The sequence below is a fragment of the Indibacter alkaliphilus LW1 genome, assembly GCF_000295935.2.
Taxonomy (GTDB): domain Bacteria; phylum Bacteroidota; class Bacteroidia; order Cytophagales; family Cyclobacteriaceae; genus Indibacter; species Indibacter alkaliphilus.
On record NZ_ALWO02000037.1, the window covers coordinates 420,771 to 446,912 of the forward strand.

Below are 26,142 nucleotides of genomic sequence, written 5' to 3' on the forward strand. Positions count from 1 at the left end.
AACCAAGCCACTTTACAAGTATGAAGTTCAAACTGACCATATTGGCTTTTTTTCTTACTACTTGCACGATATGCATTCGGGGAAATGCTCAGGAAAAAGGTGGAAAACCTAAATTTGAGTCAATATCACATAGAAAATCCGGAATCACTTTTAATAATAAGCTCACAGAAGACAGGAACAACAATATCCTGACCTATGAATATTTCTATAACGGAGGAGGAGTTGCAGTAGGAGATTTTAACAATGATGGTTTGGAAGATGTGTTTTTTACAGGAAACATGTCCGAAAACAAGCTTTATTTGAACTTGGGAGACTTCAAGTTTAAGGATATTACCAAATCATCAGGAGTAGGAGGCAAAAACTCATGGACAACAGGGGTCAGTGTTGCCGATATCAATGGGGACGGTCTATTGGACATATATGTCTGCTATTCGGGAAATGGAAACCTTGAAAGTAGGAGAAACGAATTGTATATCAATCAGGGGAATCTGACTTTTATAGAATCAGCAAAGACCTATGGATTGGATGATCCTTCTAATTCTACCCAAGCCCTCTTCTTTGATTTTGACAATGACGGAGATCTAGACCTTTTCCTTCTCAACCATCATATTGAGGTAATCAATGAAATTGAGTTTGATGAAGCAAGGGGCAAACGTCATCCTTTTGCGGGAGACAAGCTTTTCAGAAATGACAATGGCAAGTTTGTAGATATCAGTGAAGAAGCCGGTATTAAAGGTTCTTCCTTAGGTTTTGGTTTAGGTGTAACAGCCTCTGACATCAATGGAGACGGATTTATTGATCTTTATGTCAGCAATGATTACATAGAGCCGGACTACCTTTACATCAACAATGGGGATGGTACTTTTACAGATATGCTGACTGAATACCTTCAGCATATTTCACATTTTTCCATGGGATTGGATATCGCAGACGTCAATAATGACGGTCTTGTGGACATTTTCACACTGGATATGTTGCCAGAAGACAACAAAAGGCAAAAGCTCCTTTATGGGCCTGAAAACTATGAACAATATGCCCTGATGGTCAACCGGGGTTTTTACCACCAAAATATGCGCAACATGCTGCACCTGAATCATGGAGAGGGTGTGTTCAGTGAAATCGGTCAATTAGCAGGGATTTCCAACACAGACTGGAGCTGGTCTGCTTTGCTTTTCGATGCTACAAACAGTGGTTTCAAAGACCTATTTGTTAGCAACGGGTATTACAGGGATTATACCAACCGTGATTTTTTAAAATACAAAGGAGATTATTATTTCAAATCTGCTGTGGCTGGAGAAAAAGCTGATACGCTTCATTTGGTTACCTCGATGAGTTCGACACCGATTCCAAATTACTTTTTTGAAAATAACGGAAATCTGCAGTTTAGAGACAAATCAGAAAACTGGGGGTTTTCCCAGGCAAATTTCTCAAGTGGAGCGGCCTATGTAGACTTAGATAACGATGGCAACCTAGACCTAATCGTCAGCAACATCAATCAACCTGCTTCAATATTTAGAAATACCGGAAATGAGACTAAAAATTTTCTGAAAATCCAACTGAAAGGTGAACATGAGAATACGGCGGGGATAGGCAGTAAAGTATTTGTTTACACCAATTCTAACTTACTTTATCAGGAACAAATGCCTATAAGGGGGTTTCAGTCTTCAGTTTCTCAAACACTTCATTTTGGACTGGGAGGTTCAAAAATAGATTCTGTAAAGGTTGTTTGGCCCACAGGAAAAGTGAATCTTATAACAAGTCCAGAGATCAATACTACACTACTTTTAGAAGAATCTAAAGGAGTTTTCAAAAACAAGATAAAAGAAGCTAAAAGGAAAGTATTCTCAACATCCGAAATTGAATTTCACTTTCGACATGAAGAGTATGGGTTCAATGATTTCAAAAGACAACCGCTTTTATTGGAGATGCCCAGCTACATTGGGCCAATTATGGTTGCCGGGGACATCAATGGCAATGGCAAAGAAGAAATTTACATTGGAGGATCTAAAGGTTACCCTGGAAAATTATTTGAATGGAAAGGAGGAAAATGGACTCCCATTGAAAGTTTCTTAGTGGATGAGGAGTTTACTGATTCAGACGCTGTATTTTTTGATGCAAATGGAGATGGACACCTCGATCTGTATATTTCCAGTGGTGGATATCATGATTATCTAAGTACAGATGAATCGCTGCAAGACAGGCTCTACATCAATGATGGCAATGGAAATTTGACAAGACAACATGGTCAACTGCCAAGAATCCGCTCTTCCTCTTCAAAAGTCCTGGTAGCAGATTTTAACGGAGATGGTTTTCCAGACTTATTCGTAGCAGGAAGGATTGTTCCAGGAAGATATCCCCTTTCTCCTAAAAGTTATATATTAATCAATGACGGAAAAGGGAGTTTCAGGGATGCCACCAAAGCTTACCTTCCTGATGATGGAGTGTTGGGGATGATCACTGACGCCAAAGGTATGGACATCAATAAGGACGGGTATCCGGATTTGGTTTTGGTGGGTGAGTATATGCCAATTACATTTTTAATAAATCAGAATGGTCAGAAATTTGAAAATCAAACCACTTCTATTTTACCAAATAGCCCAAAAGGATGGTGGAGAAAAATTGAATCTGCAGACTTTACAAATGACGGAACATTGGATTTGTTGGTAGGAAACTTTGGTTTGAATTCCCAATTTTCACCAAATTCAAAAGAACCTTTGACTCTTTACTTTGGGGATTTTGATGAAAACTCCTCCATAGACCCTATTCTGACCTCTTTCATCCGGGGCAAAGCTTATCCATTTCCAAGTAGGGATGAATTATTAGATCAGATGTACAGCCTAAGAAGTAAGTTTACGGATTACGAATCCTATGCTATTGCTACTATAGAGAAGGTGTTGGGTAGGGATGCAATGAAAAGCGCATCCACACTAGAGGTAACTGAGTTGAATACAGTTTTTCTAGAGCAGGTCAATGGAAAGTTTGAAATAAGAGAACTCCCCGTAGAAGCCCAATTTGCACCGGTAAATGCAATTCATGTATTGGATTATGACGGTGACGGGAACCTTGATTTTCTACTTGCAGGAAATCAATCCAGAATTAGACTTAGACTTGGAGTGATTGATGCCAGTTTAGGTCAGCTATTTAAAGGGGATGGGGAAGGAAATTTCAAATATATACCACAGATCGAGTCAGGTCTCAATATCAAAGGAGATGTAAAATCCATCTTAAGCTTGCCTTCCGATCCAAAATCACTTTATTTTGGAATAAATCATGATCAGGTTAAAGTTTTGGAATTCAAATAAATGGACTTACGTAAAGCTAAATATTTTATCCTTTTTCTCTTATTACTCTCAGAACCTTTAAAAGCTTCTGATGAACCAACTATTGATCTATATGTAGACAATTTATTCAAAATAACAGAAGTCATGGTTACTGATGTTGCGTCTCCACCTGCCGCAGCAAGATTTTACGCCTACTCAACTTTAGCAGCACACTTAGCCTTTGAAATCGTGGGTGGTTCCGATGATAAGAGTAAGTTATTTTCCAAATCCAGTCTTTCTGTTGACTACTCTTATGAATTAAACAATGGAATTGATCCGCATTTTGCGTCTGTATATGCCATGCTTCTGGTTGGTAAAAAAATAATGCCTTCAGGATACTTATTGGATGAGGTAATTCATAATCTGGAAAAAGAGTATTTCAAAAATAAAAAGTTAAGAAAAAAGGGATTGGCAGAAAGTAAAAGGTTAGGACAATATGCAGCAGATCAAATTCTTTTATTTGCTGCAAAAGATAAATATGCTCAACTGAGTACACACACAAGGTATACACCTAAAAAAGGTGAAGGCCACTGGTATCCAACACCACCTGCTTACATGGCTGCTGTGGAGCCAGAATGGAGAACTATTCAAACTTTTTTCATTGATGACCTGCAGGGTTACAAACCACTTCCCCCAGCAAATTTTTCACTTGAAGAAAATAGCTCATTTCAAAAACAATTGATGGAAGTATATCAGGTCACTTCTGCACTTACTGATGAACAAAAACTGATCGCAAACTTCTGGGATTGCAACCCTTTTATGGTTCAATATTCTGGTCACATGGCAATTGGGATCAAAAAAATCTCACCTGGAGGTCACTGGATTGGTATTACTGGAATTGCTGCACAAAAAGCAACACTAAGCTGGTCCGAAACTTTATTTATACATGCCTTAGTATCAATGGGGCTTCATGATGCTTTTATCAGCTGTTGGGAAGAAAAATACGATTCGGACAGGATCCGTCCTGAATCTGCTATCAATAAATATGTTGATAAATCTTGGAAACCCCTACTCCAGACACCACCATTCCCAGAATACACCAGTGGACATAGTGTGATTTCCTCGGCCAGTGCTGTGATTCTTACAGACTACTTTGGTGAAAATTTTGATTTTTTGGACACATCCGAAGTTTATTTTGGGCTTCCGGAAAGGTATTTCAACTCATTCCAGGAAGCCGCAGAGGAAGCAGCTATTTCCCGATTGTATGGAGGAATACATTTCAGAGATGCTATAGAAGAAGGTGTGATACAAGGAAAATCAATAGGAGAATATATCTTAAGTCTTATTAAAAATGCGAGCTAATTGGCAGAATCAAATTGAATCCAACACCCACAACATCAGATTCAATGCTGAAATGATGTTTTCTTTGTCTCCATAATAGATGCCAGTACACCGTAAAATGCTGACTTCTCCCCAAGTTTACTGATACAAACTGGTTTTTGACAGCCATTTTTCTTCAATGCCTCCAAAAGATCCTTATAAAAAAGAAAACTGGCTTTTGTAATATTCCCCCCTAAAATTATTTTATCAAAGTCATACTTCTGGTCATAGATGCTTATGAAATCTGCCAAATTGCTGGAAAATTCCCTGAAGGCAGGCCTTGATTTATCAATAATCTTCAAATCTTTGGTCAATTCCTTAACACCTGAAATCTTTATGTTCATATTAGTCTTTGCCCAGTTGACAAACCATGCCGTCCCAAGATAATCTTCGGCTATTCCCTCCTTAAACGGTGCTGACCACAGAGCAGCATCTTTGAAACTATCATAAATTTTAAAAGAAGTACCTAGACCTGAACCTAAGGTTATCCCCATCAATTTTTCGCATCCCTTTCCTTCCCCATAGGTACTTTCTCCCAGCAAGAAGGCCTCCGCATCATTTACAAATTTGATATTGTCTTTCTTTATCGGGTTCGATTCGGATATTTCCCTTTTCAGATCCAAGCCATAAAGATTCAAAAATTTCCCTTGGTCTTTAATCCAGCAAATACCATTTTCATAATCAAAGGGTGCGGGCATTGCCAAACCTAACAAAATTTCATTGTCACTTCCCGCTAGTTCTTTGAAAAGTCTGTTCCAGGATGCCAGTATATTATCTTTACTTTCTTTGGAGTCGACAGGTATTCGCTTAATTTCAATTAGCTCCGTGGCTTGACCTGATTTTTTAAATGATGCTACTGAAATATGAGACCCACCGATATCTCCCGCCAAAATCTTGTTATAGGTCATTTTTCTATTTTTATAAAAGTTATTTTGGGTATGATGACCATTCAACAGTCAAAAGAAATTTTAACTGCTAAAAGGTTTTATCTAAATTAGAAAAAAATAATCTGAAAGTCTTTTTATAAGCCAAAAAACTTTTTTTTGATCAGAGTGTAGACTCCCTTTCATTGAGCCTATTTGCCAAAACGACTTTTACCGGCTTATAAACTTTATCTAATTCCCCCAGGTGCTCTAACATGGTTTCCATCAGCTTTTCAGCAATCATCTCAAGGGGCTGCTCTATCGCTGTAATTTTTGGTTTATACAAGTTGAAAAAATAATGGTCATCAAAAGAAACTACTTTCAGTTTTTCAGGCACTTGTCTCTGAAGCACCCCCATAGCCTGTAATCCTTCGAAAGCCAAATAATTGGTAGCAAAGAAAACCCCATCTATCCCAGGCCTCTGTTCAAAAAATTCCAGCAACTTTTCATAAGGTTCAATTTCTGCAAGATTATGGAATTTCAACAAACATTCCTGGTAATCTACATTGGAATCTTGAGCAGCTTTTCTAAACCCTCTGGCCCTGTCTATCATTTGTGATTGGGTGGACATCACACTCACAAAACATAAATTTCGACAGCCTTTCTCGATAAGGTGCATGGTGCCTTGATAGGCGCTTTCTTCATTTTGAACAATTACATGACTACATGAAACATCAGGTATCCATCTATCAAATAAGACAACCGGAAAGCCTTCATCCAAAAGATTTTTGATGTCTTTTTCAAGATTTGGAGTTGGTGTAATAATGAAACCATCCACATTTCGCATTTTGAATGTAGAAATCAATTCTTTGGCTTTTTCGTGGTCGTTATCGGTACTGCAATAAATTATTTTATAGCCATTTTGATAGGCCTTTTCTTCAATAAGGCGCGCAATTGATGCAAAAAATTGGTTGGAAATATCTTCAGCCATAAATACAATCACCTTGGATTTTCCAAGTCTGAGACTTTGTGCAACATGATTTGGCTTATAGCCAATTTCATCTATATAATCCTGAACTTTCTTAATCAGTTCTTCACTAATCCGCTGTTCTCTGGCCTTACCATTAATAATGAAAGAAACCGTGGTAATAGAAATTCCTAATTTTTTGGCAATGTCTTTTATAGAAACCCGTTTTTTCGCCATCATGAATAAAACCCCATATATATTAATATAGCAATATGGGGCTTTATTTAAAGAAAATCAAAAATGGACTTTTGCTTATTTCCTCAGACTTTGAAATAAGGCATTCAGGAGTTCTCCATCATCCGAGTCTTCATGATATTCCCAAAACATGGCTCCGCCAAGGTTGTGGGTTTTGATAAACTCTGCCTTAGCAGCAATAGACTCAGGATCCTCATAGCTTAGAAAAATAGAATCTGATTGGTTCCATAAAAAGGGAGCCTTCGAATCTTCATCCCAATACCTCACATACCCGTCCTGACCCACCATACCCTGGATGTTACGATAAGGATGTGTAGAATTCCAAACTGCAGGTTGATAAAGTCCATTGTTGCCCGGACGTACTGATTTCCAGCTTTTTCCGTAAAAAGCCATCCCCATAACAAGCTTTTCTATGGGTACACCTGCCTCTACATGATCAAAAACTGCTTGAGCTGCAGATCTTCCATTTAAATTAGGGTTAAATAAATTTGTATGATGCGCTGTAGTATCAGTACCAGGTCCTACAAAATCATAAGTCATGATATTGATGAAATCGAGATATTGTTGTGCTTGGCCTAGATCATTTACTTCCAAGTAGCTCTTAAAGCCGGCCGAAGCAATGGTATTTAGATAATGTTTCCCTGTAACCTTTTCCAGACTATCCAGTGCCTGTCTTACCGACTTCAACATCAAAACAAAGTTTTCTTTATCCTCAGCCCGAAAAACATTACCATCCCCCTGCATGCCAGGATATTCCCAATCAAAATCAAGTCCATCCAGATCATGTCGGATCAAATAAGCAATAGCTGAATCTGTGAATTTTTTACGGGAATCATCAGTGAGTACTGCATCAGAAAAACCTTTGGACCAAGTCCAGCCACCTATAGAGATGAGTATCTTCAAATCAGGATTTCTTGATTTCAGGGAGTGAAGCTTTTGGATGTTTACTTTATCCTGATCGAATCTTCCCTCTCCCTCAGTGACCATTCCGTCAATGACATTCGCGAAAGCATAGTTGACATGAGTCAGCTTTTCAGCCTGAACAGCACTCGTATCCACCCCTTTCCAACCTGCTATGTATCCAATGATTTTTTTAGTTGTTGCATTTTGTAACTTATCGGCATGTGGCCTTTGCTGACATCCAATTAGATAAGAACCCAATAAAATAAGTGCTATTTTAATTACAGATGATTTCATTTTTAATATTTTTAGAAAAAGAAAAGGTGCCCTCAAGCACCTTTTCAAATTTAAGTTCAAAATAGATTAATTTCCTCCGTCCCACCAAACACGGGTCATCAGAAAATCACCACCTATTCTTGCTCTAGCTGCTTCATAGTTTTCTGGATTAGCTCCGATTTCCGCTTCCCAATACCTCAGCCTTCTTGGGATTTCATTTGCTTCAAACCTATTTGGATCTTGGGTAGGAGTCAATGTAGGATATCCTGTTCTTCGCCAATTAGACCAGGATTCTATATCATTCAGCCAAGTTGCTGCCCAGTATTCTTCCCCGATCAACCTTAGCTTATCTTCTGTAGATGCAGATGCAAAGCCTCTACCCTGAATATAGGCATTAACCTGATCAGCTGACCTTGCAAATGAGTCGTCAAAGTCTACCCAAGCGTTTATGGCGGCGGCAACACCATTTGAAAAATGGGTATTGGCATCAGAACCAATCCATCCCCTCACAGCTGCTTCGGCTTTCATCAATTCTGTTTCAGCATAAGTAATCAATAAGTAAGGGTCTTCCCAATCCATGTATTTCAGATTAAGCATGGAAAACATCCTGTTCCCTTGATCCTGAAACAATGCCACATCACTACCTGAAAGGACATTAAGAATAGTAGTGGAATTATAACCATTCGGCATTCCTCTTTGAGCTTCTGGATCTGTATTCCAAGTACTTGGATCTGCTTCAGGGTTGCCTATTCCACCGGAAACTATCATCAATCTCGGGTCATTGTTTTCTTTCATCCAATCAACAAAGGTTTCACTTACCTTACAGAACAATGAATATTTATAGGTATTCCAGTAACCATCGTTCAAACCATTTCTATTAACTCCGATAGGCCCTGAATCAAATTGGATATAAGCATTGTCACTATTTGATTCAAATGCCCCATTGTTTAAAGCTTCAGTAAACACCTCTCTGGCTTTGGCCTCATCCACATTACTCATCCGCATAGCAATACGCATAAGGATTGAGTTAGCAAATTTTCTCCACTGATTGATATCACCTCTGTAGATATAATCCTGATTTCCAAGTCCTCTGGCAGAAGTTGAGAATCTATCTCGGGCAGATTTCAACTCTTCTACCATGTCATAATATATATCTCTTTGACTGTCATAAACAGGAAACCAAAACTCTTCTCCTTCCAATCCTCTACCTGCTTGAAAATAAGGAATATCACCGTATAGATCTGTCATCCTTTGAAGGTCAAAAACCCTCAATATAGATGCTGCTGCATGGACATTCGCTTCATTTGGATCATCAGCAGTATTTTTAATTACATGGGCAAGCGATCTTATAACTCCCGTGTAATGAGTTTCCATATAAGCACCACTGTATTGTGCATTATAGAAATACTTATCCCCGCTGAAAAATGCTGCCAGCGAAGATGTATGCTGAATTGCCGGTGCGGCATACAACATATTGGCTCTGGTATTTTCATATTCTCCTGCAATTCTTAATGTTGCAAGTGAAAAGAGGTATTGCATATCCATTTCTGTTGCAGAATTTGGATCAATATTCATATCCAAAAGCGCATCTTCGTCACAGGACGAGAAGGTTAAGGTTATGGCCAGAAATAAACCTGTTATTTTATATATAGCTTTCATTTTTCTCTTTTTTAAATTTTGATGAATCATCTCGCTTAAAAATTCAGGTTGACATTAAAACCAAGATTTCTTGTCAGAGGCATGGCGAAATATTCTAAGCCTTGAGCATTACCGGAAACCGTATATCCTGACTCAGGGTGAATATTTGGCACATTCGACCAAAGCAAGGCCAGATTTCTGCCCACTATAGAAATAGAGGCTGCTTCAAAAGGTGTCTTGGCCAATAAACTGCTAGGAAGAGAGTATCCAAACGAAAGCTCCCTTAGCTGTATAAATGATGCATCATATACAACATTTTCCGTAACCATGGAATAGCGTGAATAGTATTGATCTATCCAGTAATTATTCGGATCTCCTGCTACTGCTGGAATATTCCAGGTTCTAGCTTCTCCATTTCTATCTACTCCATTTATTGTAAGCCCATTTTGTCTCCCTACCAAAGTTTCCTGATGAAGCCCATTGGTATAAGCAATCGCATTGGTTCCGGACATGATACTTCCTCCATATCTCATATCAAACAAGACCATCAGTCTGAAACCTTTGTAGCTAAAATTGTTAGCCAGACCGGCAGATACCGGATGTCTTCCTTCAGCGATGGTTTCCAATCCATCTGTCCAGACTGGCAACCCATCATCATCATACACTTTTTGACCATCTATCATTAAGTGTTTAAATCCGGTAATCATCCCCAAAGGCTCACCGACTATATGTCTGATTCTCTCTCTTTGACGTCTGGATTCATCCAAATTGATGAATTCGATTGGATCTCCCGCCGCATTGTTACCAAGGCTGAGAACCATACTCTGGTTATTGGCATAGTTCAAAGAGAAATCCCACTTGAAGTCTTTGGTCTGAACTGGTGTTACATTTAATAATATCTCCACCCCCTCATTTTTCAGCTCCCCTATATTGATAATGGTAGAACCAAATCCTGATGTTGCTGAAATACCTGTGGCTAAAATATCATTGGTCGTATTTCTGTTATAATATGTCAGATCCAACCCAATTCTATTATTGAGAAATCTGAAGTCAATACCGAATTCATATTCAGTTGATAGGTATGGTTGAAGTAATTGATTTGGAATTGAAGCATTATTGATCTGACCCAAACTCCCACCAAGGTGTCCTTGACCTACCAGGCCATAAGTCAGATTCAGGGCATAAGGGTTGGGAGCTCCTCCTCCTGTTTGCCCCCAAGAAGCTCTAAATTTTGTGAAAGTAATCGCACTAGGCATCTCAACCACATCACTCAAAACAAAGCTTGTTCCTACTGAAGGGTAAAAAAGTTTACTGCTTTCAGGAGCCAGCGTTGAGAATTGATCTTGTCTTGCAGTAAAGTTTAAGAAAAGAAAGTTTTTGTAGCCAAGGTTTGCAGAACCAAAGAAGGAATTGATCCCCCATTCTGAAAAACCATAGCCTACCTGAGGTGCTCTCACATTTCTAACACTATGAAAGAAAGGTACAACCAGCTCATTTCCGCCTCCCGACAAGGATTCTGAAGACCTTCTCATTCTGTTTGCACCAATCATTGCATCCACAGAGAATTCACCGAAATCCTTTTGGGCACCTATAAAAAGATCCAGGTTGTCTTCCCTGATTGACCTTTTGGTGACAGTATAATCACCCAAGGGCTTGTAGGCTGTCCCATATGCTTCCGAAGAATCATCCGTTCTTGCCTGAAAATCAGTCCCTGCACGTCCCATGACGTACAACCAATCTGTGATATCGTACCTCAAAGAAACTTTCCCCAATACCCTGTTTGTAAGATCTTGTCTAAAGAACTGGTAAGCAGCCCAATAAGGATTGGTCAAAAACACATTATCTGTATAACCCAATTCAAACAAATCTTCTCTTGCACCAAGTTTGTCCCCTGGCCCTCTCATAGCATCAAATGGCAAATTGCCAGGACGTGTCATCACTGCAAAATTGGCGTTACCAGGTGAATCAGATAGTCTAGGCCTGTTGGTAGCTAGTTGATTTGAATATTGGCCACTGAAATCCAAGGTAAGCTTCTGGCCCAATTTACTATTGATATTCACATTCAAAACCTTTCTTTTGAACCCTGCATTAGGCATGATATCTTCATTGACCAGATCTGAATAAGCAAACCTGTAAGTACTTGATTCGTTACCTCCACTTAAAGCTACAGAGTTATTTATTGTAACCCCTGTTCTATAAAAATCATTTAAACCCTCTCCGGTATGCTGATAGGGTCTGCTTACTCCATCAAATTGAGGAGAGCTGGAACCGGTATATCTTCCTCCCCAATGGCTCACTCCTACTTCTCTTGCTTCATTACCGGTAGCAGGAATGACACCATCACGTCCAGGGCCATACTCTCTTTGGAAATCCGTCAGGTCCCAGGCTCTATCAAAAGTCACATTACTGTTCAAAGAAACTCCAATGCCTTTTCTAGCCTTCCCTGATTTGGTCGTGATAAGGACAACTCCATTAGCTGCTCTTGCACCGTATAAGGCAGCAGCTGCATTTCCTTTAAGTACTGAAATACTTTCAATGTCATCTGGATTGATCGAAGCAAGTCCGTCCCCTCCGTCGTTACCGCCCCACATACCTGCACTTCCTAAATTGCCGGTCTCAATTGGCATACCATTGACCACATAAAGTGGCTGATCATTACCTGTCAATGAAGAACCTCCCCTTATTACCACACGGGTAGATCCTGCCGCTCCAGAGGCCGGAGGAGAAACATTTACACCTGCTATCTTTCCTGTTAGTGCATTACCCAAGTTAACAGCTCTGGATTCTGTAAACTTATCTCCACTTACCTGAGTCACAGAAAAACCTAGTGCCTTTTTGTCTTTCTCCATACCAAAGGAGGTGACCACAACCTCCGCAAGATCTGACATGTCATCTTGAAGGGTAACGTCTATTACACTTTGGTTTCCTACCAACACTTCTTGGGTTAGAAACCCAATGAAAGAAAATGACAGTACTGTACTTTCAGTCACTGTAATTGAGTAACGGCCATCCAGATCAGTGGTCGTACCGGTGTTTGACTGTTTATCCAGGATATTAACTCCTGGAATCGGTTCTCCGGTTGGATCTACTACCGTTCCGGAAAGCACACGTGCTTGAGAAAAACTTTCCTGATGGAAAGTCAAACTTAAAAACAGCGCACTCATCAATAGTACAAATTTGTTCATAAGATTAAATTATAGGGTTACTTGATATATAAATTATTGTGGTTTGTATTCTATACATAAATTCCGAATTTATTCTCTTAAATAGATTTAACAGAATTTTAAAATGCAAAACTTTTAAAAATTAAAATTATATACTAATTATACTCATTATCAATTAATTATATATTAAGTAAAAGTATTAAAAATTTTATTTTTTAGAAACACAAATACAAATATTTTTATATAAGTAAAGTGTTAATAAAAATTTATTTTAGTTAGTAAAACGATTTAGTCGATATTTTTATAAGGATTTTGAGGAAAATAACTTTATAAATTTTTTTATTAAAGAATGAATACAAAAATATTTTTTTAATCTATTTATTCATTAATAAAAAAAATATTATAAATCAATTGAGATAAATTTCTTAAATTATACGGTAGATTTTCCTCATTGCTGCTATAAGAAAAAAGCGTTCTAGTTTAGGTTATTCTCTAAAAAGCGCTGCATTAATAATTAGCTCTCACTACTAAAAGTGTAAAACCACTTCAAACTTACCCCGAAGACCCAAAATCATATGGATAAAAAAAACCTGTAGAGAAATACTCCACAGGTCTTTAAAGGTTGACTATGAAAGTCTTTTATTTGATAAATAACATTTCTCTGTATTTGACTAATGGCCAAAATTCATCATCAACAAGAAGCTCTAGCTTATCTACAGCATACCGGATCTTTTCGAAGTACCCTTCTTTGACTTGATCACAATAACCTTTCGCTCTTTTGACTATATCTTCTTCTTTGTTCAGCTTCCTTCTGGCATCGATCATCGCCATGACATTCTGTTTCAAAGATTCTATATGCGTGCTCACCTCTTTGATGGTATCAATCGCAGCTGTATTGTCAAGTCCGAGTCCTTTTAATCCATTTGCGTTTTCGATAAGCTTATTTTGATATTGAATGGCAGTTGGGATTACATGATTCAGAGCAAGGTCACCCATTACTCTGGATTCAATCTGTACTTTTTTCAGATAGTTCTCCAACATGATTTCATGTCTTGCATGCAACTCTACCGGACTCAATACATTGTGTTTTGAGAAAAGCTCAATTACTTTCTTGTCCAAATAGGTATCCAAAGCAAACGGAGTACTCTTCAAATTAGATAAGCCTCTTTTTTTCGCTTCTTCTGCCCATTCATCAGAGTATCCATCCCCTTCAAATCTGATTTTTTTGGAGTCTTTGATATATTTTCTAAGAACATTGACAATTGCAATTTTCTTTTCCTTACCTCCAGAAATTTCCTTTTCAATATCCTTGGCCATTGACCTCAATACCTCCGCAACGATTACGTTGAGAAAAGTCATTGGACCTGCTGAATTGGCACTGGATCCCACCGCTCTGAATTCAAATTTATTACCGGTGAAGGCAAAAGGCGAGGTCCTGTTTCTATCTGTATTATCCAAGATGATCTCAGGAATTTTAGAAATCCCCAGTTTCATGTACATGTTATCACCCTTTTCAATTTTCAGATTTCCATTTTTCTCTAACTCATCCAAAACAGAAGTTAAAGTGGATCCTAAAAACACAGACATAATGGCCGGGGGAGCTTCATTGGCACCTAGCCTAAAATCATTACTCGCTGATGCAATTGAAGCCCTCAACAAATCTGCATTGTCGTAAACAGCTTTTACAGTTGCTACCACAAAAGTCAGGAACTGAAGGTTTTCTCTAGCCGAATTACTTGGCTGAAACAAATTGACTCCAGTATCAGTAATCAATGACCAGTTGTTATGCTTACCGCTACCATTAACACCGGCGAAAGGTTTTTCATGGAACAAAACCTTAAGATTATGCTTTTCCGCTACCTTATCCATTAGATCCATCAACAGCTGATTGTGGTCTACAGCTTTATTGATCTCTTCAAAAAGGGGAGCTACCTCAAATTGACCTGGGGCCACTTCGTTGTGCCTGGTTGATACTGGGATACCTAATTTCAGTGCTTCAACTTCAAAGTCCATCATAAAGTCTTTCACACGGGTAGGAATAGATCCAAAATAATGATCTTCCAATTGCTGACCCCTTGCAGGATTATGTCCAAAAACTGTTCTTCCGGACATTACCAAATCAGGTCTTGTGGCAAACAAGGCTCTGTCGATAACAAAGTACTCCTGCTCAACACCTAGAGATGGTGTAACTTTTTTCACATTTCTATCAAAAAGCTGACAGATTTCTACAGCAGCACTATTGATTGCCTCCATGGATTTCAATAAAGGAGTTTTGTAATCCAATGCCTCTCCTGTATAAGCTACAAAGATGGTAGGAATACAAAGGGTCCTGTCGAAGATAAAAATCGGTGAAGAAGGATCCCAAGCCGTATAACCTCTTGCCTCAAAAGTAGAACGGATTCCACCATTTGGAAAAGAAGAAGCATCCGGTTCTTGTTGAACCAATGCCGAACCTTTAAATTTTTCTATTCCAGCATGAGCATCAAAAAAGGAATCATGCTTCTCAGCTGTTGACCCAGTCAATGGCTGAAACCAATGGGTGTAATGGGTTACTCCCTTTGATAAAGCCCAAGTTTTTACAGCTGATGCGATTTCTTCTGCAGTAGACGGGTCTATTTTAGCCCCTTTATCTGTTGCTTCCAAAACCTTCTTATAAACTGAAGGTGCTAAAGATTCTTTCATTTGCTTGGTACCAAACACGTGGCTGCCAAAGAAGTCTGAAATTTTACTGGATGGAGGAACAACATTTGTTTTTGGTCTTCCTTGCGCTATCAGGAGCGCTCTTTGTCTTAAAGTTGCCATTTTCTACAATAAGTGGTTTGTTTTTATAGCTACAAAAATAAGGAATAATATTAAAATATGAGATTAAGGGTGTTTTTTAATGCTGATTTTGTAATTTTTTACATTCTTTTTAAAAATTAAGGCTGTTTTTTATCAATAAATGCTCAGAAAAGTAGCAAAAAGCCCCTCAAAATAGAAAATTGAAAACTTCTGGATATTAATTACCTTTGCGACTTGAGAAAAAGGAGATAAAGTGAAAAAGGTAGCGTTTTATACACTGGGCTGTAAATTAAATTACTCTGAGACATCTACAATCAGCAGGATGTTTGAAGCAAAAGGGTATCAAAAAGTGGATTTTCAGGAAAATCCGGATATCTATATCATAAACACCTGTTCGGTGACAGAAAATGCAGACAAGAAGTGTAAGAAAATTGTGAAGGAGGCTAAAAAGATATCTCCCAACTCTTATGTCACCATAATCGGATGTTACGCCCAATTAAAACCAAAAGAAATTTCGGAGATAAAAGGTGTGGATGCTGTGTTAGGTGCCGCTGAAAAATTCCGGTTGATTGAACTCTTGGATGGCTTTGCAAAAGAGCAAGAAACAAAAATTCTGGCTTCGGAAATTAAAGAAGCCAATACTTTTAACAATGCCTATTCCATCAATGACAGAACCAGGACATTCCTCAAAGTACAGGATGGCTGTAATTATGGCTGTGCATTCTGTACCATCCCCTTAGCAAGGGGCAAAAGCAGAAGTGATACCATAGATAATATTTTAGAATCCGCCCGGGAAATCTCCCAAACCGATGTCAAAGAAGTGGTTCTCACTGGAGTGAATATTGGGGACTTCGGGATACAGGATGGCAAAAGAAAAGAGAAGTTTGAAGACCTGGTGCGTGCACTGGACGAGGTAGAAGGCTTGGACAGGATAAGGATATCTTCTATTGAACCTAATTTGTTGACCAATGAAATCATCACATTTGTTTCCACTTCTAAAAGATTTGTTCCCCACTTCCATATTCCATTGCAGTCAGGAAGTAATACCATTTTGAGAAAAATGGGCAGGAGATATTTAAGAGAGCTGTATGAAGACCGAGTGGCCAAAATCAAATCACTGATGCCCCATTGTTGTATTGGTGTAGATGTCATAGTGGGCTTTCCTGGGGAGACAGACGAATTATTTTTAGAAACTTACAATTTCCTCAAAGAGCTTGACATTTCTTATTTGCATGTTTTCACATACTCTGAAAGAGCTAATACCAGAGCTTCTGAAATGGAGGAAGTAGTCCCTATGAAAAAGAGGAATGAACGCTCTAAAATGCTCAGAATCCTTTCAGAGAAAAAAAGAAGGAAATTCTATGAGGAAAATTTAGCGAAAACATTCACGGTTCTCTTTGAAGAGGATGTAGAAGATGGAAAAATGCATGGCTTTACTGAAAACTACATCCGCATCGCTGCAAAGTATGACCCGATACTCATCAATGAACTTAAAGCTGTGACATTAAGCGAGATCAATGAGAAAGGAAATGTAGAAGTACTTGAACCTGAAATCGTTTTTGAATCACATAGTACAATCAATTCATTAAATAATTAAAAGAATACAGAATTTTATTTGGCTATACCAAACAAATACTCATTAAAAGTGTTATATTAGTGTAAAAACAAACACTATGAGCAATTTCTTTAATCCCGAAGGCAGAATAAGCCGAAGAAAATACTGGATCTTTTTTATCATATTTTATTGGACCAATCTATTGGCTCTCTTCAAAATGTATGATGCTTTTACCATGGATGATATGATTTCATTCGCGGCATTTGGTGTCGTTCTGGTCGCAACAATTATTTTATTGTTGATACAATCTATTAAAAGACTACATGATATTGGGCTAGATTGGAAATATGCTCTTTACCTATTAATTCCACCTCCGATAAATTTTATTGGATTTATTTGGTTAGGGGTAAAAAAAGGTCAGGATAAATCCAATGAGTATGGAGATGATCCGAAAAAGACCGATATCATTTAATATTTCCCTTTTTAAATTCACTTACAGCATGATTAACTGCTCTGGCTGTCAGGGCCATGTATGTAATTGATGGATTTTGTGTACCTGTAGAAGTCATGCAAGCTCCATCAGTGACATATACATTATTGCATAAATGCATTTGGTTCCAAGCGTTCAGAAGAGACGTTTGGGGATCATGTCCCATGCGGACTCCACCCATTTCATGAATATCCAATCCCGGGGCTTGTTGTGTGTCCCAAGATCTTATATTTTTACAACCTGCTTTTTCAAGCATCTCTGACCCTTGTACTAAAAAATCTTTGAGCAGCTTTTCATCATTGACATCATAATCTATATCAATTTTCAACAAAGGAATGTCCCATTGATCCTTTTCCAAGGAATCTAATTTCACCTGATTTTCAGCCTTCGGGATAGTTTCTCCCTGCATCATCATAAAAACCGTCCAGTCACCGGGAACAGAGTTTTTTTCTTTAAATCCTTCACCAAAGGCCTCTGCAGCCTGAGCTCCCCAACCTCTTCTTCCAGCAGTATAAAAAGACATGTATCCTCTCAAAAAATCCATTTCTTGTTTTTTAACATTTCGAAAGTTGGGCAACATAACTGCAGTAGGTCTTCTTCCAAAATAATTCTTATCCTTAAACCCTTCAAATTCAGCTCCGATATTGCCCCTGTAATTATGAAAGGCTATGTATTTGCCCAAAATACCGTTATCATTTCCAAGACCATTAGGAAATCTTTTGGAAATGGAGTTCAGTAAAATCAAGTTGGAATTCAACGTAGATGCATTGAGAAAAATAATTTTGGCATAATATTCCTTTACTGCTTTATTTACTCTGTCCACAACTCTTACTCCTGTTACTTTCTCTCTGTTGTCGTCATAGATAATAGAGTGAACCACCGAATCAGGCCTTATGGTCAGATTTCCGGTTGCAGCGGCAGCCGGTAAGGTAGAAGAATTGGAACTAAAATAAGCACCAAAAGGGCAACCTCTATAGCATTGGTTTCTGGCCATACACTGTCCCCTTCCTTGAGCAATATGATGAGCTTCGGGCTCTGTCAGGTGGGCACATCTTCCTATCATTACATATCTATCTTTGTAATTGGCGAGAATTCTGTCTTTGATTTCTTTTTCAACACAATTCATCTCCCAAGGCTTAAGAAACTCTCCATCGGGCAAAGTGTCTACGCCGTCCCTATTTCCGCTGATCCCAACAAACCGCTCTACATAACTGTACCAAGGGTCAATATCTTCATAGCGAATGGGCCAATCTACAGCAAACCCATCCCTTGCAGGCCCTTCAAAATCATATTTACTCCATCTTTGGGTTTGTCTGGCCCAAATTAGAGACTTACCTCCGACCTGATAGCCCCTAACCCAGTCAAATGGCTTTTCCTGCTTATAGGGATGCTCTGTATCTTTTACGAAAAAATGTTCTGTATCTTCCTGATAAGCATAACACCTATTGACGATGGGATTTTGGATTTTATCTTCCAAGGGGATACGGTTACGATGAGGCATATCCCAAGGATGAGCTGTCATTGTAGGATAGTCTTTTAAATGCTGAACATCCCTTCCTCTTTCCAACACAAGGGTTTTGAGTCCTTTTTCACAAAGCTCCTTCGCTGCCCATCCTCCACTGATACCGGAACCAATTACTATAGCATCAAATGTATTCGCCATGTTTACTCGTACCTTAATGATTCAATAGGGTCAAGTTTGCTCGCTTTGTATGCTGGAAAATATCCGGAAGCCAATCCCACAACAACACAAATCAAGAAAGCCACAAAAATCCAAAACCATGGAACCAGGAAGCCTCCGGGCCCAATAGCATTTGCCACAATATTACCAATTCCAATCCCCAAAATCACACCCAATATCCCTCCCAAAATACAAATAACAACTGCCTCAATCAAAAACTGCTGCCTTATTCTCAATGGTGTAGCTCCAAGAGCCTTTCTTACTCCAATTTCTCTTGTCCTTTCCGTCACAGAAACCATCATAATATTCATCAAGCCTATAGCAGCTCCCAATAAAGTAATAAAACCTATTCCGAATCCACCGATTCTTAAGTATCCTGCTACTTCTTCCAGGCTTTCTCCTACAGATTGACTCTTGGTAATTTCAAAAGAATCTTCCTGCCCTAACCTATCCTGACGTATTTTTCTCATGATTCCGGTCGCTTGCCCCATTTCATATTCCAATTGCAAAGGATCTGAACCCTTGGCTGTCAGGTTATATCGAAAAGTACCTCTGGTATCCAGTCTACTTGCATTTTCTACAGGTACAAAAATTGATCTGTCAGCACCTGGCCCTCCTCCGACTGCTCCTTGTTTCTCCAAAATTCCAATGATGGTATATTTCCTTCCAAACATGGTGATATTATCATTGATAGGATCTTCATTTTTTTCAAAAAGAGTTTCTACAATGTCCTGACCTATTACACATACATTACTTCCATATCTAACCTCAGTGCTACTAAAATTCCTACCTATTTCCACTTTCAAGCCCTTAAGATTGAAATACTGCTCGTCTCCACCAGTTACCCTGACATTTGGATTGGTCTTTTTGGATCCTCTTTTCACTTCTACTGCAGAACTGATTGTTGTATATACTGTAGAAGGTCCGGTTCTACTAAATTCATTTTGGAATTCCAATACCTCTTTGTATCTCAAGGGAGGAAAGGTTTTTTGGGCAACACCATCCTGTACGCCTCTACCTCCTGAAAAACCTCTGGACCTCACATCAAAATTACTGGCTCCCAATCCTGAAAAACTTTCTTCAATTTGTGCTTTGATACCATCAATAGCTGTCAACATTCCTACCAGGGAGGTAATTCCAATTGCAATTATAGTTCCTGTAAGTATAGTTCTCAGCAAATTCACCTTTACTGACTTCAAAGACTCTCTGATATTTTCGAGCAAGTTCATATTCTGTTCGGATTAGGACAATTAACCCTTGGATAGGCCAATTGAAGAAATAATTATAATTAATAAAATAGGAAGTTTTGTGAATTTGGTAAAAAAATGATCAAGTTTCAGAAATCTTCACATGATTTAAGCTTTTCCTAGGAATCAATGCATGCGATCACTTCTTAATTCCAGCTTCGAAATAACATTTGCTTCGTAGTCAAGCCATTCTTGCCACCTTGACTCAACCTGCTTTTGATCACCATAGTACCTGGCCAAATCCAAAAAATTAACATAATGTCCTGCCTCTGAAACCATCAATTCATAATAAAAACCTTTTAATTCTTCATCTTGAATATGTTTTGACAATAGTTTAAAACGCTCACAGCTTCTGGCTTCAATCAAGGCATTCATCATCAAATGCTCTGTCAACTGTTGATTCCTACTCCCCCCTTTTCTGATGAATTGACTAAGCTTGATCACATATTCATCTTTTCTTGGTTTACTGAATTTATACCCTCTCTTTTTGATCTGATCCATGACTCTTTCAAAGTGGCCCCATTCTTCAGCTACTACAGGCGTCAATTCTTCAACAACTTTTTCAAAATCATGAAAATTGACAATCATTGAAATACAGGAAGATGCCGCCTTCTGTTCACAATAAGCATGATCCACTAGAATATCTTCAATATTCATTTCTGCAATATTGACCCATCTGGGATCTGTGGGCAATTTCAAATTAAGCATCTTCTGCTTTGTCGTCTCTATCCAGCTCATGTTTAGTCAAATAAGGGCCAGCTAATTCCTAAATCCAAGACTCTCTTGAGCCCTGTGAAATAAGGGGTCACAAAATAACCCGGTTCATTTAATGTATTGATATTGATATGATTGAATCTCAATAAAATCCTTGTCCTGTTGATCCTGGCGTTTAGAAAAAAATCTACAACGGGATATGCAAAAACCATGAATTCATTTTGCAAATGGAAGTTTTGCAAAGCAGGATTATAAGCTTCCGCAAAATTATCACTTCTAAACCTACCCTCAACACCTATTTGGATAAATAGATTTTCATCGAACATAGGGCTATCATAAAAAATACGGCTATTGACCACAAATTCAGGAATTCTAAAATTATCAGCTCCGCCTCCAGATATTAAAGTGTAATAAATATCGGATTCCCAGAAAAACTTATTTCTGATGTTAAAAGAATAATTAAGTCCCGGAATCAACATAAAAGCTTCCCCATTAGCTTGAGCAGCTTGTTGATTTTCATCAAAAAACACATAATTATTCACTCTGTTGATGGTCAGGTTTGGCCGAAACCTAAAACCTGCAAAGTCAGCTTTGATCACCCCTTTGACCTGATCCAGCCCGATATTACCAAATCTATTCGACCAACGATGATGATTTCCCCTGTTCAGCTGTTGTATGGATGTTGGTTTATACAATGCTTTGGTATAAGATGCTTCCAGCCAAGGTGAAATAAATAAACCATGAAGCCTGAAAGCCCCAGGCAATAAATACTCTCCTTCTGCTTCAAATCTCCATTGAGGATTGATCTCTCCCCGCAAAGCTCCACCAAGATAGAGCTCATCAAATCCATTGGGGTTGACCATAAAAGGGCTGTTCATACTGCCTGTTCTATACCTGATAAAGGCATTGTAGAATAATGGACCAATATCACCCTTAAAACCAGCCTCATTTCTCCACTCAGAAAACCTAAATTCATTAGCAGTACTGTCAAGTGTATTGAATCTTACCGGATTATAAAGGTTGAAGAAAGTTGAATCCCCCGTTCGCAGGTTTGCATTAAAGTCCATTTGCTGGATCTTCCTATCAAAAACATGATAGACTTGCCAGCCTTTTACCAATTCGTATTCATGGTAAAGGTGTACCTCCTGCCTGAGATCAATTGCTCTTGAGTTCCTTAACCACACCTTGGCATCTTCATAGGCAAAAAGGATTGAGTTTTCATCTATTTCAGGAGGGATTATCCCTCCCTGTTCCCTCACTTGATGCTTCATTCTGGAAAAATTACCCAACAAGAAATACTTTCCGTTTTCGGACCTGTAGTTGGTGTGTAAAGAATAGGAAGTCTGTTCGGTCAGATTATCATCTCTCGCACTTGGATTGAGTGTTTTTCTTGACCTGATCGTACTTAGATTGAACCCTACATTCCATCGAGGATTGATATTTCTTGCAAATGCCAGATCAAGCATATTTCTATTCCCTCCTCCCCAAAAAGCATTCATCTGGGTAAATGGAGATTTTGTATCATAATACTTCATGCTGTCTGCAGCATTATGGTACAAATCATATACATGAAAGCCTGAAGTGGTCCCGATCATTTTGGGAGCTTGATAAAAAATAGGCTTGGCAGCGCTACCTATATTACCCAGATCCTGATACATCCAACCTGATTGGGCTACTGGTTCATAGTAGTGAAAATTATTTAAGACAGTATCAATTTCATATTTGATCTCTCTGTTTTTTCTGATATCCTTCTCAAAAAAATACAATGAAGTTCTAGGCCCAAAAACCATCTTAGTAGAATCATCGATTAATTTTTTCCTTTCCCCTGATTCTTGCTGCATCTGTTGCTCGGGGTCCTGCCCTTGTTGCATTTGCATCCCCTGATTTTGCTGTCCAGGGGGAGTTGTCGTCGGGCTTATAGGTCTTATCTGCGCTTGAATTGCTCCATAGCTTGCAAAAAAGGTGATCAGAAAAATCAATATTGAAAGTTTACTTCTCACAGAATCTGTACTTTTTCGGCAATTGCTTTGGAAATTTGAAGAATAAGATAATCCTCATCTTTAGCTGACATCTTTACTTTGATAGGTAAGGCAAAAATCGGAATTTCTGCCAAATATTCATGAAACCTTGGATTTTTAAGTTTGACTGCATCTTTTTCTGTAGTAATAAGCATGGTTTCAGGATTGCTTTTGACCATAGCAACCATCTTTTGGACATCAGAAATCCTGTAATGATGATGGTCCGCAAAGCTCAATATATTAATCACTTTATATCTTTTATGACAGGCTTCTATAAAGAGTCGATCATTGGCTAATCCTGAAACTACGATTGCATTTTGCTTTTCTCTTTGGGTTTTATCAAAAACGGGAAAAGGGTGCGCATATTGAATATGAGAAAAAATAGTTTTTGCTTGGGAATATTTGGCTATCGACTTCTTGTAAGTTTTCATCATGGATTCATCCATTTCAGCAGGGCACTTGGTCACGATAATCAAATCTGCCCTAGAAGCCCCTTCCGGTGCTTCCCTCAACTTTCCCAAAGGCATGACACTGTCACTGAAAAAAGGGTTCTGATAAGTGGTCAACAAAAGATAAAAATCAGCCTTTAAATACCTGTGCTGATATGCATCATCAAGAATTATTAGATCTGTATCGGGTTTTGAATCTTGAATCTTCCGTATGGCAGCTACACGGTCTTCCCCGACTGCCACTGAAATTTTATCTCTAAATTTGGAATAAATCTGAAAAGGTTCATCACCGATTTCACCTGGCCCCAAACTGGAATCTGCCCAAAAGAAGCCTTTGGTTTTTCTACCATACCCTCTGCTCAATACTGTCAGTTTATATTTTTGAGAAAAATAATTGACCAAAAACTCAACCATTGGAGTTTTTCCGGATCCGCCAACAGAAAGATTGCCAACCACCACCGTTGGAATACCAAAACTGCTGCTTTTCAACCTGCCCTTATCAAACATCCTATTGCGCTGCTTTGTGACCAAGTGATAACAAAAGCTAAGCGGATATAGTAAAGGGTCGTACCAGCGCATGAATATTTTTACTTATTTTGGGACAAAGTAATAGAAAAAATATGGTTTACACGATTCATGAAATAGTTTCTTATTTGGAGAAAATAGCACCTCCACCTTATCAGGAATCTTATGACAATTCACAGCTTATCACTGGAAACAGAAAAGAGGAGGTCAAAGGAGTATTATGCTCTCTTGACGTCACTGAAGAAGTAGTAGAGGAGGCCATTTCTCTAGGTTGTAATTTAATTGTTGCCCATCACCCCATTATTTTTCGGGGTTTAAAAAGTCTTACTGGGAAGGATTATGTAGAGAGAACAGTTATCAAAGCCATAAAAAACGACATTGCAATCTTTGCCATCCACACCAATCTTGACCATGTAGCACATGGGGTAAATAAAAGGATTTGCGACAAGCTAAACTTATCTAAGTCTAGAATACTCAAACCCAAAAAGGAAATTCTTTCAAAGCTAGTGACTTTCGCTCCGGTAGAAGCAGCAGAAAAAGTAGCTCAGGCTATGTTTGACGCTGGAGCAGGACATATCGGCGAATACAGTGACTGTAGTTTCCATGTCAATGGAACAGGAACTTTCACACCTTCATCAGAGGCCAATCCACACAAAGGAAAAAAAGGCAAACCCCATAAAGAGGCAGAAACAAGGATTGAAGTTTTGCTTCCTGCATATTTGGAAAGAAAAGTTCTTCAATCCTTACGAGAAGCCCACCCTTATGAAGAGGTTGCCTTTTTTCTCAGCAAACTAGAAAATGAAAATCAGGAAGTAGGAGCAGGAATGGTTGGAGAATTGACCGAAGAAATGTCCGAAAAAGACTTTTTAGAGTACCTGAAAAATCAAATGGAGCTTAAAGTAATAAAGCACACGGCACTTTTAAACCGTCCGATTAAAAAGGTAGCTGTGTGTGGAGGTGCAGGAATATTTCTATTAAATGACGCCAAAAAATCAGGAGCAGAAATATTCATCACATCAGACATAAAATACCATGAATTCTTTGATGCTGATAATCAGCTTATTATTTGCGACATAGGTCATTACGAAAGCGAAATTTACACAAAAGAACTGCTCAGGGATTTATTGTCGCAAAATTTTAGTAATATTGCACTCTATTTGACAAAAGTAGTTACGAATCCCATAACTTACCTATAGTACATGGAAAGTACAGTTGCACAAAAGCTTGAAGCCTTATTAAACCTTCAAAAAATAGATTCCAGACTCGACGCGATTTTTAAAGTTAGAGGAGCCCTTCCAGAAGAAGTCCAAGACCTTGAAGATGAAATAGCAGGATATGAGACCAGACTGGAGAAATTCAACACTGACCTGCAAAGCTTAGAAGATGATATTAAGACCTACAAGGAAAATATCAAAGAATCGGAAAAGCTGATCAAAAAATACCAAGAACAGCAGATGAATGTCAGAAACAACAGGGAGTATGACGCCATCACTAAGGAATTGGAATTACAAGATCTTGAGATCCAAGTAGCCAAAAAGAAAATCGGGGAAGCTCAGGCTAGAATCGAAAGTAAAAATTCTGATGTTGAAGCATTGAAAGAAACGCTCAATGAAAGACAGAAAGATTTGGATACTAAAAAAGGTGAACTTGAAACTATCATTTCTGAAAGCGAGAACGAAGAATCCAAGTTAAAAGCTGATAGAGATAAAGCCACCAAAAAAATTGAGGAGAGACTTTTGAAATCCTACAGCAAAATCCGAGACAATGCCAAAAACGGGTTGGCAGTAGTAATGGTCAAGAGAGGCGCTTGCGGAGGATGTTTCAACATTGTACCACCACAAAGACAAGCAGACATCAGAGAAAAGAAAAAACTTATCGTTTGCGAACATTGCGGTAGAGTATTTGCCGGTGTTGAGGACGAGATAGAAGAAGAGCCAGTAAAAAAGAAAAGAAGCAGCAGGTCTTAATTGATCGGTTGA

At 38.5% G+C, this 26,142-nt stretch carries 17 protein-coding genes; 6 read left to right on the plus strand and 11 right to left on the minus strand.

The genetic code is table 11. The features are described from left to right. The first annotated feature begins 20 nt into the window (after positions 1-20). Positions 21-3,302, plus strand: a complete 3,282-nt coding sequence (locus tag A33Q_RS14225; RefSeq protein ID WP_009033530.1) for a VCBS repeat-containing protein — start codon at positions 21-23, stop codon at positions 3,300-3,302. Next, positions 3,303-4,622: a vanadium-dependent haloperoxidase gene (locus tag A33Q_RS14230; protein WP_009033531.1), complete on the plus strand. Its 1,320-nt coding sequence runs from the start codon at positions 3,303-3,305 to the stop codon at positions 4,620-4,622. Positions 4,623-4,663: 41 nt separating this feature from the next. On the opposite strand, the gene A33Q_RS14235 is transcribed toward A33Q_RS14230, so the two are convergent. From A33Q_RS14235 to A33Q_RS14260, 6 genes are all read right to left on the minus strand, one after another. Beyond that, on the minus strand, positions 4,664-5,548 hold the full coding sequence (locus A33Q_RS14235) for an ROK family protein (RefSeq protein ID WP_016255289.1): 885 nt from the start codon (positions 5,546-5,548) through the stop codon (positions 4,664-4,666). 139 nt (positions 5,549-5,687) lie between these two features. After that, positions 5,688-6,710: a LacI family DNA-binding transcriptional regulator gene (locus A33Q_RS14240; RefSeq protein ID WP_009033533.1), complete on the minus strand. Its 1,023-nt coding sequence runs from the start codon at positions 6,708-6,710 to the stop codon at positions 5,688-5,690. Positions 6,711-6,782: 72 nt separating this feature from the next. Continuing rightward, a complete protein-coding gene (locus tag A33Q_RS14245; protein ID WP_009033534.1) occupies positions 6,783-7,922 on the minus strand; it encodes a glycoside hydrolase family 18 protein in 1,140 nt (379 codons plus the stop codon). A gap of 66 nt (positions 7,923-7,988) precedes the next feature. Next, positions 7,989-9,560 (minus strand): SusD/RagB family nutrient-binding outer membrane lipoprotein, encoded by a 1,572-nt coding sequence (locus tag A33Q_RS14250; protein WP_016255290.1) that lies wholly within the window; start codon positions 9,558-9,560, stop codon positions 7,989-7,991. A 35-nt stretch (positions 9,561-9,595) separates the two neighbouring features. Continuing rightward, positions 9,596-12,724 carry a SusC/RagA family TonB-linked outer membrane protein gene (locus A33Q_RS14255; RefSeq protein WP_009033536.1) on the minus strand — a complete coding sequence of 1,043 codons (3,129 nt, stop codon included), beginning with the start codon at positions 12,722-12,724 and terminating at the stop codon, positions 9,596-9,598. Between the two features lie 618 nt (positions 12,725-13,342). Continuing rightward, complete coding sequence (locus A33Q_RS14260) at positions 13,343-15,505, minus strand: glutamine synthetase III family protein (protein ID WP_009033537.1); 2,163 nt, start codon at positions 15,503-15,505, stop codon at positions 13,343-13,345. A gap of 232 nt (positions 15,506-15,737) precedes the next feature. Between A33Q_RS14260 and mtaB the strand changes: the two genes are divergently transcribed. Together mtaB and A33Q_RS14270 are read left to right on the plus strand one after the other, a co-directional pair. Beyond that, complete coding sequence (gene mtaB, locus A33Q_RS14265) at positions 15,738-17,081, plus strand: tRNA (N(6)-L-threonylcarbamoyladenosine(37)-C(2))-methylthiotransferase MtaB (RefSeq protein ID WP_040490472.1); 1,344 nt, start codon at positions 15,738-15,740, stop codon at positions 17,079-17,081. Positions 17,082-17,157: 76 nt separating this feature from the next. Then, on the plus strand, positions 17,158-17,511 hold the full coding sequence (locus A33Q_RS14270; protein WP_009033539.1) for a DUF805 domain-containing protein: 354 nt from the start codon (positions 17,158-17,160) through the stop codon (positions 17,509-17,511). On the opposite strand, the gene A33Q_RS14275 is transcribed toward A33Q_RS14270, so the two are convergent. The 5 genes from A33Q_RS14275 to lpxK all read right to left on the minus strand — a co-directional run bounded on the left by A33Q_RS14275 (position 17,504) and on the right by lpxK (position 24,217). Continuing rightward, the gene (locus tag A33Q_RS14275; protein WP_009033540.1) at positions 17,504-19,192 is read right to left on the minus strand and encodes a GMC oxidoreductase; all 1,689 of its coding nucleotides are present in this window, start codon (positions 19,190-19,192) and stop codon (positions 17,504-17,506) included. The two genes, A33Q_RS14270 and A33Q_RS14275, sit on opposite strands and share 8 nt — an antisense overlap. 2 nt (positions 19,193-19,194) lie before the next feature. Then, positions 19,195-20,439, minus strand: coding sequence for an ABC transporter permease (locus A33Q_RS14280; RefSeq protein WP_009033541.1), 1,245 nt, complete (start codon positions 20,437-20,439; stop codon positions 19,195-19,197). 144 nt (positions 20,440-20,583) lie between these two features. Beyond that, positions 20,584-21,195 carry a tRNA-(ms[2]io[6]A)-hydroxylase gene (gene miaE, locus A33Q_RS14285; protein ID WP_200862465.1) on the minus strand — a complete coding sequence of 204 codons (612 nt, stop codon included), beginning with the start codon at positions 21,193-21,195 and terminating at the stop codon, positions 20,584-20,586. A gap of 2 nt (positions 21,196-21,197) precedes the next feature. Further along, a complete protein-coding gene (locus A33Q_RS14290; protein ID WP_016255292.1) occupies positions 21,198-23,048 on the minus strand; it encodes a putative porin in 1,851 nt (616 codons plus the stop codon). Positions 23,049-23,167: 119 nt separating this feature from the next. Next, on the minus strand, positions 23,168-24,217 hold the full coding sequence (gene lpxK, locus A33Q_RS14295) for a tetraacyldisaccharide 4'-kinase (RefSeq protein ID WP_040490473.1): 1,050 nt from the start codon (positions 24,215-24,217) through the stop codon (positions 23,168-23,170). A gap of 41 nt (positions 24,218-24,258) precedes the next feature. Between lpxK and A33Q_RS14300 the strand changes: the two genes are divergently transcribed. Together A33Q_RS14300 and A33Q_RS14305 are read left to right on the plus strand one after the other, a co-directional pair. Then, positions 24,259-25,359, plus strand: coding sequence for a Nif3-like dinuclear metal center hexameric protein (locus tag A33Q_RS14300; protein ID WP_009033545.1), 1,101 nt, complete (start codon positions 24,259-24,261; stop codon positions 25,357-25,359). 3 nt (positions 25,360-25,362) lie between these two features. Next, positions 25,363-26,130, plus strand: coding sequence for a zinc ribbon domain-containing protein (locus A33Q_RS14305; RefSeq protein WP_009033546.1), 768 nt, complete (start codon positions 25,363-25,365; stop codon positions 26,128-26,130). The last annotated feature ends 12 nt before the right edge of the window (positions 26,131-26,142 follow it).

Bases quoted from the DNA above. Each gene is read 5' to 3' on its own strand.
- A33Q_RS14225 (WP_009033530.1), top strand. From the start codon at position 21: ATGAAGTTCAAACTGACCATATTGGCTTTTTTTCTTACTACTTGCACG.
- A33Q_RS14245 (WP_009033534.1), bottom strand. From the start codon at position 7,922: ATGAAATCATCTGTAATTAAAATAGCACTTATTTTATTGGGTTCTTAT.
- A33Q_RS14260 (WP_009033537.1), bottom strand. From the start codon at position 15,505: ATGGCAACTTTAAGACAAAGAGCGCTCCTGATAGCGCAAGGAAGACCA.
- A33Q_RS14250 (WP_016255290.1), bottom strand. From the start codon at position 9,560: ATGAAAGCTATATATAAAATAACAGGTTTATTTCTGGCCATAACCTTA.
- miaE (WP_200862465.1), bottom strand. From the start codon at position 21,195: ATGAGCTGGATAGAGACGACAAAGCAGAAGATGCTTAATTTGAAATTG.
- A33Q_RS14280 (WP_009033541.1), bottom strand. From the start codon at position 20,439: ATGAACTTGCTCGAAAATATCAGAGAGTCTTTGAAGTCAGTAAAGGTG.
- A33Q_RS14255 (WP_009033536.1), bottom strand. From the start codon at position 12,724: ATGAACAAATTTGTACTATTGATGAGTGCGCTGTTTTTAAGTTTGACT.
- A33Q_RS14290 (WP_016255292.1), bottom strand. From the start codon at position 23,048: ATGCAAATGCAACAAGGGCAGGACCCCGAGCAACAGATGCAGCAAGAA.
- A33Q_RS14235 (WP_016255289.1), bottom strand. From the start codon at position 5,548: ATGACCTATAACAAGATTTTGGCGGGAGATATCGGTGGGTCTCATATT.
- A33Q_RS14240 (WP_009033533.1), bottom strand. From the start codon at position 6,710: ATGATGGCGAAAAAACGGGTTTCTATAAAAGACATTGCCAAAAAATTA.
- lpxK (WP_040490473.1), bottom strand. From the start codon at position 24,217: ATGCGCTGGTACGACCCTTTACTATATCCGCTTAGCTTTTGTTATCAC.
- A33Q_RS14270 (WP_009033539.1), top strand. From the start codon at position 17,158: ATGAGCAATTTCTTTAATCCCGAAGGCAGAATAAGCCGAAGAAAATAC.
- A33Q_RS14300 (WP_009033545.1), top strand. From the start codon at position 24,259: ATGGTTTACACGATTCATGAAATAGTTTCTTATTTGGAGAAAATAGCA.
- A33Q_RS14275 (WP_009033540.1), bottom strand. From the start codon at position 19,192: ATGGCGAATACATTTGATGCTATAGTAATTGGTTCCGGTATCAGTGGA.
- A33Q_RS14230 (WP_009033531.1), top strand. From the start codon at position 3,303: ATGGACTTACGTAAAGCTAAATATTTTATCCTTTTTCTCTTATTACTC.
- A33Q_RS14305 (WP_009033546.1), top strand. From the start codon at position 25,363: ATGGAAAGTACAGTTGCACAAAAGCTTGAAGCCTTATTAAACCTTCAA.